Source organism: Lawsonibacter asaccharolyticus (assembly GCF_022453915.1).
Classification (GTDB): Bacteria; Bacillota; Clostridia; order Oscillospirales; family Oscillospiraceae; genus Lawsonibacter; species Lawsonibacter asaccharolyticus.
On record NZ_CP091870.1, the window covers coordinates 2,168,911 to 2,182,862 of the forward strand.

At 60.1% G+C, this 13,952-nt stretch carries 11 protein-coding genes and 1 pseudogene; 2 read left to right on the forward strand and 10 right to left on the reverse strand.

The features are described 5' to 3' along the window. Window positions 1-51 precede the first annotated feature (51 nt). The 5 genes from L9O85_RS10350 to L9O85_RS10370 form a co-directional block, all read right to left on the reverse strand. Window positions 52-1,389 (reverse strand): hypothetical protein, encoded by a 1,338-nt coding sequence (locus L9O85_RS10350; RefSeq protein WP_301578567.1) that lies wholly within the window; start codon window positions 1,387-1,389, stop codon window positions 52-54. Then, on the reverse strand, window positions 1,386-1,865 hold the full coding sequence (locus L9O85_RS10355; protein WP_256183432.1) for an RNA polymerase sigma factor: 480 nt from the start codon (window positions 1,863-1,865) through the stop codon (window positions 1,386-1,388). The genes L9O85_RS10350 and L9O85_RS10355 overlap by 4 nt, the downstream gene beginning before the upstream one ends. A 337-nt stretch (window positions 1,866-2,202) precedes the next feature. Continuing rightward, on the reverse strand, window positions 2,203-2,928 hold the full coding sequence (locus L9O85_RS10360; RefSeq protein WP_301578568.1) for a TraX family protein: 726 nt from the start codon (window positions 2,926-2,928) through the stop codon (window positions 2,203-2,205). Between the two features lie 410 nt (window positions 2,929-3,338). Next, window positions 3,339-5,333: a sensor histidine kinase gene (locus L9O85_RS10365; protein WP_301578569.1), complete on the reverse strand. Its 1,995-nt coding sequence runs from the start codon at window positions 5,331-5,333 to the stop codon at window positions 3,339-3,341. Beyond that, window positions 5,334-6,029: a response regulator transcription factor gene (locus tag L9O85_RS10370; RefSeq protein ID WP_050623847.1), complete on the reverse strand. Its 696-nt coding sequence runs from the start codon at window positions 6,027-6,029 to the stop codon at window positions 5,334-5,336. A 411-nt stretch (window positions 6,030-6,440) separates the two neighbouring features. On the opposite strand from L9O85_RS10370, the gene L9O85_RS10375 reads away from it, so the two are divergent. Then, the gene (locus L9O85_RS10375) at window positions 6,441-6,812 is read left to right on the forward strand and encodes a DUF6465 family protein (protein ID WP_050623846.1); all 372 of its coding nucleotides are present in this window, start codon (window positions 6,441-6,443) and stop codon (window positions 6,810-6,812) included. A 96-nt stretch (window positions 6,813-6,908) separates the two neighbouring features. Here the strand turns inward: L9O85_RS10375 and rpsU are convergent, their stop codons facing one another. Together rpsU and leuS are read right to left on the reverse strand one after the other, a co-directional pair. After that, window positions 6,909-7,091 carry a 30S ribosomal protein S21 gene (rpsU, locus tag L9O85_RS10380; protein ID WP_023348912.1) on the reverse strand — a complete coding sequence of 61 codons (183 nt, stop codon included), beginning with the start codon at window positions 7,089-7,091 and terminating at the stop codon, window positions 6,909-6,911. 164 nt (window positions 7,092-7,255) lie between these two features. Beyond that, window positions 7,256-9,767: pseudogene (gene leuS, locus L9O85_RS10385) on the reverse strand (leucine--tRNA ligase). Between the two features lie 252 nt (window positions 9,768-10,019). Between leuS and L9O85_RS10390 the strand changes: the two are divergent. Continuing rightward, on the forward strand, window positions 10,020-10,577 hold the full coding sequence (locus tag L9O85_RS10390; protein WP_050623844.1) for a hypothetical protein: 558 nt from the start codon (window positions 10,020-10,022) through the stop codon (window positions 10,575-10,577). A gap of 113 nt (window positions 10,578-10,690) precedes the next feature. Here L9O85_RS10390 and rsfS read toward each other — a convergent pair whose 3' ends face one another. Genes rsfS through nadD form a run of 3 tightly spaced genes read right to left on the reverse strand, consistent with a single transcriptional unit; the run spans window position 10,691 to window position 13,937 of the window. Next, complete coding sequence (gene rsfS / locus L9O85_RS10395; protein ID WP_050623843.1) at window positions 10,691-11,050, reverse strand: ribosome silencing factor; 360 nt, start codon at window positions 11,048-11,050, stop codon at window positions 10,691-10,693. A gap of 39 nt (window positions 11,051-11,089) precedes the next feature. Then, the gene (locus tag L9O85_RS10400) at window positions 11,090-12,712 is read right to left on the reverse strand and encodes an LCP family protein (RefSeq protein WP_108980848.1); all 1,623 of its coding nucleotides are present in this window, start codon (window positions 12,710-12,712) and stop codon (window positions 11,090-11,092) included. A 16-nt stretch (window positions 12,713-12,728) separates the two neighbouring features. Beyond that, window positions 12,729-13,937, reverse strand: a complete 1,209-nt coding sequence (gene nadD / locus L9O85_RS10405) for a nicotinate (nicotinamide) nucleotide adenylyltransferase (protein ID WP_050623841.1) — start codon at window positions 13,935-13,937, stop codon at window positions 12,729-12,731. Between the last annotated feature and the right edge of the window lie 15 nt (window positions 13,938-13,952).

The following is a 13,952-nucleotide window of genomic DNA, read 5'->3' on the forward strand; positions in this document are numbered from 1 at the left end:
AAGCACAGAAAACCGGCACCTGGACGAAACACGTCCAGGTGCCGGTTTGTTCTAATCTGCCCGCACTACACCGGCGTCCGCTCCGGTTAGGGGAATCCAGAGACCGCCGATCTCCAGCGCCGCCGCGCGGTCCAGATCCACAGCCTCCCCAAAGGTCCAATTCCCCAGAATACAGACCCCTTCCGGGCTCATCCGACCTGCCTCGATCTCTGTGTGATCCATGCGTGTGCCGTCCTGATAGACCACAGCACAGCTCTGCCCGCCCCAGTATCCTTTCTCGTATTCCCCTGTGATCATCGCCCCCAGCGGCGTCAAAATCAGTTGAGTGGAAATAGTCGATCCAGCCGCGGCCCCGGTCAGCTCCAGTTCCCGGACGCTCATGTTCTCCACCTGGAACAGGATTTCCCAGTTCCCGGAGATTTTTTCCGATTGCACAATGTTTCCCCCCACTCCTTGAAAGGAAATTCCGTCCAGATCGTCCAGAGAGACATGATCGTGGATTACTTCTAGATATGGAATACCATCGCGGACAAAACAGCAGCTCTCTACGGTTCTGCATGGAATTTCCCCATTTACTGTCATGTCCACACAAAGCCAGGAGCCATCCAGTCCCTCTTGGTCCAGGACCGCCCCCTCTGGCAGGCGGAACAGCGTGTGGAACGTCCCATCCTCCATAAATCCCAGGGATGAGATTTCCGCCCGCTCCAGCCCTGGCAGCTTCAGCTGCGTCTGGCCGGGGAGCAAAACCACCTCCCCTGTTTCCAGCTCCATTGTCTGCGCATAGTCCTCCGACAAGGCTGCCGCCATGGATTGGGTTTCTATGGTGTACTCATGGTACTGCTGAGGTCTGACCTGTGTGATACGCAGCCTCATCTGCTCCTGATATTTTCCTCCCTCCTCCATGTTCCCGTTTAACTCAAACAATGCGGTGCAGGTCTCCGGGTCATATCCCACACACCGGGACCGCAAGCCGTCTTCCCCCGCCTCCCTTTGAATTTTTGCCGACAGTCTGGTATTCTCGTCCACAATCCGTTCCCCTGTCAGGTCGGTAAGCTCTACATAGAGCTTGACGCGATACCGGTCCGTTACCGCCGACACCACCCTGACCTTCACCTTTTGATCCACTGCTGTGGCCCCGCTCAGTTCCTGGCTATACGGAGCAAAACTTCCCAACGCCTGAGTCAGATACTCCCGCAGGGCCGGAGAGAGGGCCAACACCGATACAGTCAGCACGCCGCAGGCCAGTGCCGCCGCCAGCAGCAAACGGACCGGAGCTCTCTTCCGCTTTCTCCTCGGCTGTTCCTGGAGCATAGCCCGAACCAGATGCTCCCGCTGGTCCGGGGACAGCTCTATCTGCTCCATTGCCCGCCGATATTTCTGTCCTGTCATATACATTCCACCTCCAGTTTTTCCCGCAACATGGCTCTGGCCCTGGTGAGCTGGGCCCGCACCGTGCTCTCCCGCCGGCCCAAAACAGCCGCTGTCTCTGCAATAGAATACCCCTCATAGTAAAATAAATGGACCGGGAGGCGGTATTTCTCCGGCAGGGACAGCACCGCCGCCAGTACATTGCTGTCTGGCTCCTTCGGCGGTGCGGATGACACGCCCCGGGCCGCCTCCAGCGGAAGATCCCGTTTCCGCCAAGGCATCCGAAATACGTCTGCGGCGCAGTGGGTCGCCACCCTGAGCAGCCACGCCTTGCCGTGCTCCTCATCCCGAAACTCCGGGGCGGCGCGCACCAGACGGAGAAAGGTCTCCTGCATGACATCCTCTGCATCCTCCTTGCTCCCTGTGCGGGCATACGCCAGCCGGTAGACAGATGGACCGTACCGCGCTACCAGCCGCTCTGCTTCCTCCCGCTCCATAGCATCGCCTCCCTTTTCTCTGTCTGCTTCATACACGGATTTTCGGACAAAAAGGCTACACATCAGGGATTGTTTTAGGAAAATCAACGTTTTGTCAGAGGGCCCCATTTTGAGGCGGCTGACACTGTCGAAAAAGCTGCACTCTTCCGTGAGCAGGGGTCGACCGTGGCAAACGGACAACCCCTACACTTGCAGCCTGAGAAGTGTTTTCCCCGACGCACATGCCGTCGGGGAAAACACTTCGGAACCTGATTCGCACCTGCGGACGTGAACTCTGCAAGGCTTTACAATCTGAACCGCCCGGCCTTAGCCGGGCGGCTGTGCTCTCTCCTCCTCATCAGATATGCAGGGCCGTCCGCACCAGGAAGATGATGAACAGGTGGGCCGGGTAGAAGGCGTAGAAGAACCACTTAGGAATCTTGGGCTCCACGTGGGTGGGCAGGAAGATCAGCGGCGCGGACAGGAGGGCAAAGATCTCAAAGCCGATGGCGTGTCCCCCCACCACCAGGGCCATTGGGTCCTCCAGGGACCCGCCCCAGAGAGCCGGGAGGTAGCTCAGCACATAGAGCAGCGCCCCCAGCCAGGGCTTGTTCCGGCACAGGTAGAAGATCAGGGTCAGGATGACGCCCGTGTTGGCGTAGTCCGCGTTCAGAACGTTGATGGCCAGCACCCCGAGGAGGAACCACCACCACTTCCGCTCCTTCACGCCGTAGATGGCCAGCAGGCTGAAAAACAGAGTGACAAAGATGTTCCAGCTGGTGAGCTCTTCCCAGAAGTTGTGGGGATGGAAGGCCAGGACGAAGAAGGGCTGGGAGACCACTGCAAAGAGCGCCAGCCGCCCCAGATACCGCCTGATGTCCCGTGTGTACATCAGGCCAACTGTCAGGCAGTAGCAGAAAATCGGGAAGGCCAGCCGTCCTACCCACCGGAATTCCGGGTGCTGGGGGAAAAAGACGGTCCCCACGTGGTCCACCACCATAGTCAGGATGGCGAACAGCTTCAAAAAGTTCGTGTCCAGGTTGGTCCTAAGCTTTGGCGTCTGTCTCTGTGTCTCTGCGTCCATGTTCGATACTCCTCCATTTGTGTTCTTCACCGCACCGGCCCCGGGGGCTCCCGCCCCCGGGCGGCGGGCGAAAAACAAAAACGCCGTGCAGGGCAAGCCTACACAGCGCGAGAAGCACGGGCTTCTCCATGCAACACGGACGCAGGAGTACAACAGCAAAACCGACCTTTACAAGAAAGACCGGAATGTCGTATAATATCCATGCGGTGCGGCCGGATGGCCGTTGTGTAGGTGGTGTCAGCACCTGCGCAGGTTTGCGGGCGTTGGCGCGCCCGCAAACTGCCGCATTTTTGTTTTTCGTGTTGATTATAGCAGGAAACCAGTTCCAATGCAAGAGGCAGGCACACACGCCCTTTTTCGCGCAGAGGACAGAAAGAGAGGAGAGGCGGATGCCTCTCCTCTCTCTCCGCTCAGCCCGACTGGGGCATGGTCACGGTGGCCTTGAACAGGTCCCCGTCCACCGCCAGCTCGAAGGTCCCGCCCTGGAGCTCCGTCAGGCTGCGGGCGATGGACAGCCCCAGCCCGGAGCCCTCGGTGGTCCGGGACTCGTCCCCCCGGACGAAGCGCTCCATCAACCGCTCCGGCGGCACGTTCAGCGGGTCCCGGGAGATGTTCTTGATGGACAGGGTCACCTGCCCCTTCCCCCGGACCAGCTCCAGATAGATGCGGGTCCCCTCCATGGCATATTTGGCACAGTTGCCCAGCAGGTTGTCAATGACCCGCCACAGATGGCGCCCGTCCGCATACACATAGGTCTCCCCCTCCGGCAGACTGGGGACCACTGTGAGCTTCCGGGCCTCCAGCTTCTCCTCGTACTCCCCCAGAGCCTGGTCCACCAGCTGGCACATTCCGATCTTCTCCCGGTTCACCGTCAGCGCGCCTGTGGAGGCCTTGGACGCCTCCACCAGATCCTCTGTGAGCTTTTTCAGCCGCTGGGACTTCCGATCCAGCACCTCGATGTATTCCCGGGCTTTAGGGTTTTCCACCTCCTCCATTTTCAGGAGGTTGACATAATTTATAATAGAGGTGAGAGGAGTCTTCAGATCGTGGGAGACGTTGGTGATGAGCTCCGCCTTGAATCGCTCACTCTTCATCTTTTCCTCCACCGCACCGTTGAGCCCGTCAGCAATGTTGTTGAGCGCCTCGGCGTGGAGCCTGAGATCGTGGGGCATGCGGGTAGTGTCGATCTGGTGGTTCAGGTTGCCGCCCGCGATGGCCTCGCTCCCCTTCCGCAGGCGCTGGAAGCAGACACTCCAGTGGCACAGCCACAGCAGCATCCCCAGATTGATCAGAAACAGAGGGATGGGATTGTCCCACCAGATGCGGCGGGCAAAAAAGCATAGCACCAGATAGGCCAAAAACCCCGCCACGCTCCTCCATATCATGGGGAAGGAGCGGATGGCATCCAGCAGACCGCTCCATATCCAGCTGCATGCCCGGCAAACCAGGGTGGTGCGGGCCAGGACCCCCGCCTTGCAGCGCACCACCAAGGTGCGCAGGACCAGCACGGCCAGCGCCGTCATAGCCGTTACGCACAGAGAGACCACGGTGGCGCTCACCTGGTTCTCATAGCTCTCCTGAGACGCATACCCCCAGCCGTACAGGAACTCCATCAGCGGGAAAATCAGAATGAAAAACAGGACCCCCGCCCCGATCAGATACAGGTCAAAATAGATTTTTTCCTGCCAGGTGAGGACGATCCCCTCCACTCCCTCCTTATGGCCGGAGGACCACATGAGAAAGGCAAAGCAGGCAAGGGAGAGCACCAGGCACACACAGGTGGCAGCGATCCTCAGGGGGATCTCTTTCCGGCCCCCTGTGTCGCGGGCATGGAGCTCAGAAAATTCATCCTCTGCCCCGGGCAGCTCCTGGGGGACGCCACACTCGATGATATAATAGGCATCTCCGCTCTCCTCCGACCCCTCCGTCACCAGCGCAGGGTCCCCCGCATCGGGGCTGCTGTTCCAGGGCTGGGTCAGGTGCTCCCCTGGACGGAACACAGCGGAGTGGATCTCGGGCACCAGCTGCTCCAGGGACTCCCCCGGCGCCAGATTGGTGGCTAGGACCTTTGTCCCGTCCTGACTGAGCACCCGGTAGCGGAAAGAGGTCTGATCCTGCGCCATTGCTGCTCCGATCCGCTCCGCATCTGTCTCATACCGCACCTGGTCCAGATAGGCCAGTCCAGGATCCTCCAGCGCGGCTCTGGCCGCGAACCACTCGGCCAGCTGGTCCTCCCGTTCCCGGATCAGCTCTTTGAACTCCCAGGTATCCTGCCAGCTGTCTGTCAGCACATAGTCGATCCCCCGCAGCACAGCCATCCCCTGCCAGCACAGGCTGAAGACGGACACCAGAATCAGCAGTGAGGCGATCACCTTGGCCGGCACGCTCTTTCGGACATCGCTCACTCACGCTCCCCCTTTCTCGATCTTATAGCCCAGCCCCCACACTACTTTCAGATAGCGGGGCTCGGCGGGGTCGATCTCGATCTTCTCCCGCAGATGCCGGATGTGGACCGCCACCGTGTTCTCTGAGCCGTAGGCGGGGTCGTTCCATACCTGTTCATAGATCTGGGCAGAGGAAAAGACCTGTCCCGGGTGGGAGAGGAGCAGCTTCAAAATGTTATACTCAATGGGCGTCAGGGACACAGGCGCACCGTCCACCATCACCTGCTTGGACCCGTCGTCCATAGAGATGGGGCCCACGGTGAGCATACCGGGCGCCTTCTCCGCTCCCCCCAGTGCCGTATAGCGGCGCAGCTGGCTCTTCACCCGGGCGATCACCTCCAGGGGATTGAAGGGCTTTGTAATGTAGTCGTCCGCCCCGATGTTCAGTCCCAGGATCTTGTCTGTATCCTCGCTCTTGGCGGTAAGCAGGATAATGGGCACATTGCTCCCCTCCCGCAGCTTGGCCGTGGCCCGGATGCCATCCAGCTCAGGCATCATCACGTCCATCAGGATCAGATGGATCTCGTTTTCCTCCGCCGCCTGGATAGCCTCCCGGCCGTTATATGCCGCGATGGTGCGGTACCCCTCGCTGGTCAGGTAGATATCCAGTGCGGAGACGATGTCCCGGTCATCGTCACAAATCAGTATCGTGTACATACTCTCTCCCCCAGAAGCTTCATTTCCGGCCGGCTCAGCAGGTCCGGCCCGACTGTACTATAAGGATAGCATAGACAGTTTAAGTTGCAAGACCGAAAATCTTAAGAACTGATAAAATTGTGGGGCCATCCCTGTGCTTTCTTCCGCTCCTCCGCCGGCAAGGTCCCCTTCCAATGCGGGCTTCCTAACCGGTTTTTTAAATTTATCCTATTTCCTCCAAAAACACACCAACAAACCTCATAAGAAAAGGGCTTTTTTCCTCCGCTTTTTTGTTTTGAGCGAATAAATTCAATTATTTTCCATCATACTCTTGAAAGTGACAGAATAAAAGTGTAACATACAAGAAAGGTCGATTTTTCTTCCTCAGCCCACTATCGCATCATGTTGCGTAAGAAAAAGGAGTGTCCTACTATGAAGAAGACCCCGGAGACAATTGAGAAGGCGGCTGAGCCTGTCGCTGAGAAGGCGGCCGAGACCGTAGTGGAACAGGCTTCCAAGCCTGTGACAGAAAAGGCCGCTGAGACCGCCGCCAAGCCCAAGGCCGCCAAGGCTAAAAAGCAGCCCGCTGCCAAGGCCGCACCCCAGAAGACGGAGGATATCTTTGTCCAGTTTGGCAGCGGAGAGTGGAACGTCTCTGAGTTAGCCGAACGCGCTAAGGCGGCCTATCTGGCTGAGGGCCACCGCGCCGCCTCCATCAAGAAGCTCTGCCTGTATGTCAAGCCGGAGGATGGCAAGGCCTACTATGTGGTCAATGACAAGGCCGCCGGCAACATCGAGCTGTGACCCCCTTTCCTGCCTGAAAAGTGGAAAAGCCCTCCGGTCTGGAGGGCTTTTGTCATTAGAAAACGCCGCAGCTCACGCTGCGGCGTTTTTGATGCCTTAATAGAACTTCTTGCGATTCTTGCGGGCAGCCTCGGACTTCTTGCGGCGCTTAACGCTGGGGCTCTCGTAGTGCTCACGCTTCCGGACCTCAGCCAGCACGCCAGACTTGGCACAGCTGCGCTTAAAGCGCTTCAGCGCGCTCTCCAAAGACTCGTTTTCTCTTACACGGACTTCCGACATTTATATTTCCCTCCCTCCGGCGCGGCGGGGCGTCCCCTGCCGCGAAAGGGCCATTCATATGGCTTTAACAGATTCATTATATTAGACTTTTTCCTTCTTGTCAAGCTCCAGTTTCCCGAGAAAATTTGAACATTTTATGAAAACCCGCTCCGCCCGGATGGGTCTCACGCCTTGGGCTTGAAGATCAGGTTCACCAGGCGGCCCTTGACCACGATGGACTTGACTAAGTCCATCCCCTCCGCCATGCGTGCGATCTTGGGCTCCGCCAGGGCGGAGGCCACTACAGCCGCCTCGTCGCTGTCCGTGGGGACCACGATGTTGGCCCGGACCTTGCCGCCCACCTGGACTGCCATCTGCACAGTGGCGGCCACGGTCTTGCTCTCGTCATACTCAGGCCATGCCTGGAGGCATACCTGCCCGCCGTAGCCGGCCATCTCCCACAGCTCCTCACACATGTGGGGAGCGAAGGGGGAGAGCATCAGCAGCAGGGCCTTCATGTCGCCCCGGCTGGCTCCGTTGGCATAGAAGTCGTTGACCAGGGACATCAGGGCGGCAATGGCGGTATTGAACTTCATGGCCTCGATATCCTCAGACACCTTTTTGATGGCCTTGTGGACAGCGGCCTCGTTGGCCTTGGAGTACTCCTCGCCGGTGTGCTCCTGCTCGGTGGCCAGGTTCCACACCCGGTCCAGGAAGCGCTTGCAACCACGGACGGAGTCGTCGGACCAAACCGCTGTCTTTTCAAAGTCGCCGATGAACATGATATACAGGCGCATGGTGTCCGCGCCGTAATCCCGGATCACGTCGTCGGGGTTGACCACGTTGCCCAGAGACTTGGACATCTTGACAGAGGGACGCAGGGCCTGATTGCCGTACTTTTCAATGAGTGCCTGCTTCTCCTCCTCGGTCTCCACATTGCCCACATAATGGGGGTTCTTGCCCAGGATCATGCCGTGGCTGGTGCGCTTGGCATAGGGTTCAGCACAGGGGATGACCCCTATGTCATGGAGGAAGTTGTTCCAGAACCGGGAGTAGAGCAGATGGAGGGTGGTATGCTCCATGCCGCCGTTGTACCAGTCCACCTGTCCCCAGTACTCCAGGGCCTCCTTGGATGCCAGAGCCTTGTCGTTGTGGGGATCCATATACCGCAGGAAGTACCAGCTGGAGCCGGCCCACTGGGGCATGGTGTCGGTCTCGCGCTTGGCCGGGCCGCCGCAGCAGGGGCAGGTGGTGTTTACCCAGTCGGTCATCTTGGAGATGGGGGATTCGCCGTCGTCAGTGGGCTCGTAGCTCTCCACCTCGGGCAGGAGCAGGGGCAGCTGATCTTCAGGCACAGGCTGCCAGCCGCACTTGTCGCACCAGATCATGGGGATGGGCTCGCCCCAGTAGCGCTGGCGGGAGAACACCCAGTCCCGCAGCTTATAATTCACCTTGGCCTCGCCGATGCCCTTTTCCTCCAGCCACTTGGTGATAACAGGAATGGCTTCCTTCACCGTCAGGCCGTTGAGGAAGTCGGAGTTGACCATGATACCGGTGTCGTCCTTGGCGGTGAAAGCGGCCTTCTGCACGTCCTCACCGCCGGATACCACCTCGATGATCTCACAGCCGAACTTCCTGGCAAACTCCCAGTCGCGGTCGTCGTGGGCAGGAACGGCCATGATGGCGCCGGTGCCGTAGGTGGACAGGACGTAGTCGGAGATGAAGATGGGGATCTCCTTGCCGTTGACCGGGTTGACACCCCCGGACGCCGTCCAGCTCCACGCCGGTCTTTTCCTTATTCAGCTCGGTGCGCTCCAGGTCAGACTTGGAGGCCGCCGCCTTCTGATAGGAGACGACTGCATCTGCATTCTTCAGCCTGCCGCTCTCCAGCCAGCCCCGCACCAGGGCGTGCTCCGGGGAGAGGACCATGTAAGTCGCACCAAACAGGGTGTCGGGCCGGGTAGTAAAGACCTTGATGTCCTCGCCGGTAGTGGCCTTGAATACCACCTCGGCGCCGGTGGAGCGGCCGATCCAGTTGCGCTGCTGGGTCTTGACCCGGTCGATAAAGTCCACAGTGTCCAGACCGTCGATGAGCTTCTGGGCGTACTCTGTGATCTTCAGCATCCACTGGCTCTTTTCCTTGCGGATGACGGGGGCGCCGCAGCGCTCACACACGCCCTCTACCACCTCCTCATTGGCCAGCACACACTTACAGGAGGTGCACCAGTTCACAGGCATGGTGGTCTTATAGGCCAGACCGTGCTTATATAACTGAAGGAAAATCCACTGGGTCCACTTGTAGTAACCGGGGTCGGTGGTGTCCACCACCCGGTCCCAGTCGAAGGAGTAGCCCAGCATATGGAGCTGGCGGGTAAAGTTAGCGATGTTGTCCTTGGTCACCTTAGCGGGATGGACGTGATTCTTGATGGCGAAGTTCTCAGTAGGCAGGCCGAAGGCGTCGTAGCCGATGGGGAACAGCACATTATAGCCGTCCATCCGCTTCTTCCGGGCGATCACGTCCATGGCGGTGTAGGGCCTGGGATGGCCCACATGCAGGCCGGCGGCGGAGGGGTAGGGGAACTCTACCAGGCCGTAGAACTTGGGCTTGGAGGTGTCGCCGTTCTGGCAGGCGAAGGTCTTTTCCTCCTTCCACCTGCTCTGCCACTTCTTTTCGATGGCTGTGAAATCGTACTTCAAATCAATCACACTTTCCTGTATTTCTGCGCCGGAGTGAACCCTCCGGCAGGCATACGCATAAATTCCGTAATATTATATCCGAAAATTTCGATGATTGCAAGGGCCGCTCCCCCCTTTTTCCGCGTCCGTCTCCCGGAAGAGATGATAAAAAAATTCTCATCTCTCTTTCAAAAAATCTTAATCTTCTCTTTATTGCCTCTTAGAATCCATCCTGTATCCTGAATGCACACAGACAGGAAGGGAGAAAACATCATGGGAAACACCACAGAGGCGCGCACCATCTACATCCTTTTGACCCGCTCCGGGACCTGGTTTTCCCGTCTGATCCATCTGGCCACTGCGGATTCCTATACCCATGCATCCATTGGACTGGACGGCCCCATAGGTCCCTTTTACAGCTTTGCCCGGAAATACTCCCACTTTGCCCTCCCCGCCGGGCTGGTGGAGGAACAAATCGGTCCGGAGCTCCGGACCAAGAGGCAGCAGGTCCCCTGCTGCCTCTATGAGCTGTCCGTCTCCCCAGAGATATACGCCAGCCTCCGCCGACAGATCAGTGCTATGTACGCGCAGCGGCAGCGATACCACTACAATCTGCTGGGTGCCCTCTCCTGCTTCTTCAACCTCCCGCTGGACCGGCGTGACCACTACTTCTGCTCCCAGTTCGTGGCCGGCCTCCTGCGGGACAGCGGGGCGCTGGAACTCTCCAAGCCGCCGGCCCTGGTCCGTCCTGCCGACTTCTGTCAGATCCATCAGCTCCGGACGGTCCACCAGGGGGACATGGGGGGCCTGCCCGCCCTCGCTCTGGCGTAGCGCCCCCATCTCCCATTCGATCAGAGGACCAACTTCCCGGTGGTTTTCTTTCTTACTCCGAAGAGGCCGGTGCGCAAGCGCACCGGCCTCTTTGTCTGTTTTATCGTTCTCTCTTATTCCGGCTTCAGGACCTGGCTCAGATCCTCCTCCTGGGCATCGCCCCACAGGCGCTCCAGGTCATAGAATTTCCGGGCCTCGTCCATGAAGATATGGACCACCACGGAGGAGAAATCCATCAGCACCCAGGTGCCGCCCCGGTGGCCCTCAATGTGGTGGACCCGCTCTCCGTTCCGCTCCATCGCCTCTTCGCAGACGTCAGACAGGGCCTTGATCTGGGTGGTGGAGGAGGCAGTACAGATGACGAAGTAGTCCGCCAGGGTGGTCAGCTCCTCCGTCTTCAGCACCTTGATCTCCATGCCCTTCTTACTGTCCAGGGCTTTGGCTAACACGATCGCACTCTCTCGGGATGTCATGGGCAAAATTCCTTTCCTTTTTGTATTCTGTATCAGGCATCACGCCACATCAGGCAACAGCCACTCCGGGGGCAGATCGCTGCCGCCGCTCTCCCCCTCTGTGCCGGGCTGGGAGGGTTCGGACTGTGACGCACCCCCGTTCCCGCCGCCAGGGTCCTGCTCCGGCTGGGAGGCTCCAGTTCCCTCCCCCTGGCCGGGCCCTTCAGGCTGCACAGCCCCGGGGTCATCCGTATCGGGAGTCTCTCCCTCCGGCCCTTGCGTGCCGGGCTCCCCAGTCTCCGAGCCGGTGCTGCCGGGTTCCCCGGTTCCGGTCTCCGTGCCCTCCGGGGGCGTGGTGCCGGGGGTCTCCGTCCCGGCGTCCGTCTCCCCTGGCTGTTCTGTCTCAGGCTCCTCTGTCTCCTGGGTAGTCTGTGTCCCCGAGGAGGAGCTGGAGGACCCGGCGTAAGCCATGCTGGAGTCCAGCAGGGTGCCGGTGGTGACCCCGTATCCCCCGCCGCTCTTTTTGTACATCAGCTGGAGGTCGCTGGACTGGATCTGGTCCACATAGGGGTTCATGCCGCTGTTGAGGATCTCCAGCAGCTCCTTCTCCACCGGCAGCACCAGTGAGGCCCTGTCATACATGACCCCGGTATAGGGCATAGTGGAAAATTTCACATCGCTCTCCGGGTCCATGCCGATAGCCAGCTGTGCGAAGGCCAGGATATTGCCCACTGTCAGGTCGGTGGTCACGTTGTTCAGGAACACCTGGGCCAGTGCCGGGGCCTTCAGCAGGGTTGCTGGCTGGAGGCACTTGTCCAGTACGGCGGAGAGGAAGTCCTGCTGGATCTGGATACGTCCCACATCGCCCGGAGAGGGCTCCCCGTTGTTCTTCCGCCAGCGGATGACCTCCATGGCGTCCTCCCCGCTCAGCTTCCGGTAGCCAGCCTCCTGGTGGATATGCAGGTCCTGATAGGGATCGTCGTAGTTCATATCAAATGGGACGTCAAAGTACACTCCGCCCAAGGCGTCCACCAGCTCGCCGATGGCCTCCCACTCCACCATCACATAGAAGTCGGGGTAGATGCCGGTCAGGCGGCTCACCTCCTGCTTCAGGGCAGTCATGCCGTTCTCCACCCGCTGGGCCTCCGGCAGGTCGGAGGAGCCCCGGTTGCGGTTGTACACCACGTTGATCCGCTTCAGCGAACCGCCCTTGGCGCTGGTGTTGATCATAGTGTCCCGTGGCAGGCTGATGGCGTTCAGGCTCTTGTTATTGGTGTCGAACGTAAAGAGGAGGATGGTGTCCGTCAGGCCGCTGGCCACGTCCCGCCCCACCACCAGGAAGGTGTAGTAGCCCTCCTTCCGTCCGCTCTTGGCCACATTGGGCAGCTCTGCCCCCGTGAACTGGATGTCCTCTCCCTCCCCGGGCTGCTGGGTGGTGTCCGGGCCGGCCGTCGGCGGGTCAGGCACCTTGGGCACCCGTATCCAGGCGCTCATCACCGCCCAGACCGCGATGATGGCGATGGCCAGGACCACCGCCGCCTGGAGCAGGCGGTGCCGGATGCGCTGTCCCCGGGTCATCCCGGCGATCCACTCCCGGCGCTGCTGCCGCCACTGTTGAAACTTCTCTCCCAGGGAGCGCCGCTCCCGATGCTGCTCTCTGCGTCCTCTGTTCTCAGTGCTCATCTGCTCGTTCCTCTTGTCATTCCTCTGTTTTTGTCCCGTGCTCTCTCAGCCAGTCCCGGGCCCGGAGGGTATTGGTGTGGATGGGGAGCCGGCGGTCCCGCATCTCCTGGATGGTGGTCTCCACCCCCAGCAGCAGGGCCCGGTCCAGGTCCTCATACGCCAGCCGGCGCAGCTCCTCCACCCCCTCGAAGTCCCGGTTGGGCTCGATGTAATCGGCGATATAGATGATCTTTTCCAGCAGGGTCATGTCCGCCTTGGCCGTGGTATGCCAGAAGATGGCCTGGTACACCTCATCAGGTTCCCCAAAAATGTCCCGAGCGATACAGGCCCCCGTCTTGGCGTGGAGCAGCTTCACCGCCTGCTGTTCCAGCTCATCCAGCTCCACCCCGTACTGCCGGCACAGGCGGAGCTGGTCGTCCAGTTCCAGATACTTGGTGCAGTCGTGGAGGATAGCGGCCCGGCGGGCCATCCCCTCGTCCCCGCCCCACCGCTCGGCCAGGCGCACCGCCTCCTCCTCCACGCCCATAACATGTGGGACCCGCTTGGCCCGGATCATGGAGTAGGAACAGGCCCGCAGCTCCGGAAGCTCCAGCCGCTTCAGGTCCGCGTGGGTGCCGTACAGCCGGTTCATCAGGATATAGCCGTACACCTGGGGGAGCAGATACTCCTGTCCCTCCCCCCGGGCCAGCAGCTCCCGCAGCCGGGTAGAGGACACATCCACCAGTCCCGGCAGGGTGATGGTGACGATCTGGGCCTGATACTTCTGGGAGAGGAACTCCCTCTGGGGGGCGAACAGCTCCTCTCCGTCCTGCTCTGTTCTGCCAAAGGCGCAGATCCCCGCCAGCTGGGTGATGACCTCCGGGTCGTGCCACAGGTGGAGGGTGAGGAACATGTCTGTCCCCATAAGCAGCCACAGCTGGGCGTCCGGGTACTGAGCCCGGATGGCCCGGAGGGTATCGGCGGTATAGCTCTTGCCCTCCCGGTCCAGCTCCATGCGGGATACCTCCGCCACCTTCGGCATGGATAGGGCGTCCGCCATCCGCTCGGTCATGGCCAGACGGTGGGCACCCTCCGGCGTCCCCTCCGGCAGGGCCTTGTGGGGCGGGACCGCCGCCGGGATCAGGATCAGCTTGTCCAGCTCCAGCACCTTGACCGCCGTCCGGGCCGCCTCCAGATGCCCCAGGTGGGGTGGGTTGAAGGTCCCTCCATAGATCCCAATTTTCATACAGACACCCTTCCT

What these genes read in the sequence shown, in the direction of transcription:
- L9O85_RS10360 (WP_301578568.1), bottom strand. Translation starts at nt 2,928, where the DNA reads ATGGACGCAGAGACACAGAGACAGACGCCAAAGCTTAGGACCAACCTG.
- L9O85_RS10355 (WP_256183432.1), bottom strand. Translation starts at nt 1,865, where the DNA reads ATGGAGCGGGAGGAAGCAGAGCGGCTGGTAGCGCGGTACGGTCCATCT.
- L9O85_RS10390 (WP_050623844.1), top strand. Translation starts at nt 10,020, where the DNA reads ATGGGAAACACCACAGAGGCGCGCACCATCTACATCCTTTTGACCCGC.
- nadD (WP_050623841.1), bottom strand. Translation starts at nt 13,937, where the DNA reads ATGAAAATTGGGATCTATGGAGGGACCTTCAACCCACCCCACCTGGGG.
- L9O85_RS10370 (WP_050623847.1), bottom strand. Translation starts at nt 6,029, where the DNA reads ATGTACACGATACTGATTTGTGACGATGACCGGGACATCGTCTCCGCA.
- L9O85_RS10375 (WP_050623846.1), top strand. Translation starts at nt 6,441, where the DNA reads ATGAAGAAGACCCCGGAGACAATTGAGAAGGCGGCTGAGCCTGTCGCT.
- rsfS (WP_050623843.1), bottom strand. Translation starts at nt 11,050, where the DNA reads ATGACATCCCGAGAGAGTGCGATCGTGTTAGCCAAAGCCCTGGACAGT.
- L9O85_RS10400 (WP_108980848.1), bottom strand. Translation starts at nt 12,712, where the DNA reads ATGAGCACTGAGAACAGAGGACGCAGAGAGCAGCATCGGGAGCGGCGC.
- rpsU (WP_023348912.1), bottom strand. Translation starts at nt 7,091, where the DNA reads ATGTCGGAAGTCCGTGTAAGAGAAAACGAGTCTTTGGAGAGCGCGCTG.
- L9O85_RS10350 (WP_301578567.1), bottom strand. Translation starts at nt 1,389, where the DNA reads ATGACAGGACAGAAATATCGGCGGGCAATGGAGCAGATAGAGCTGTCC.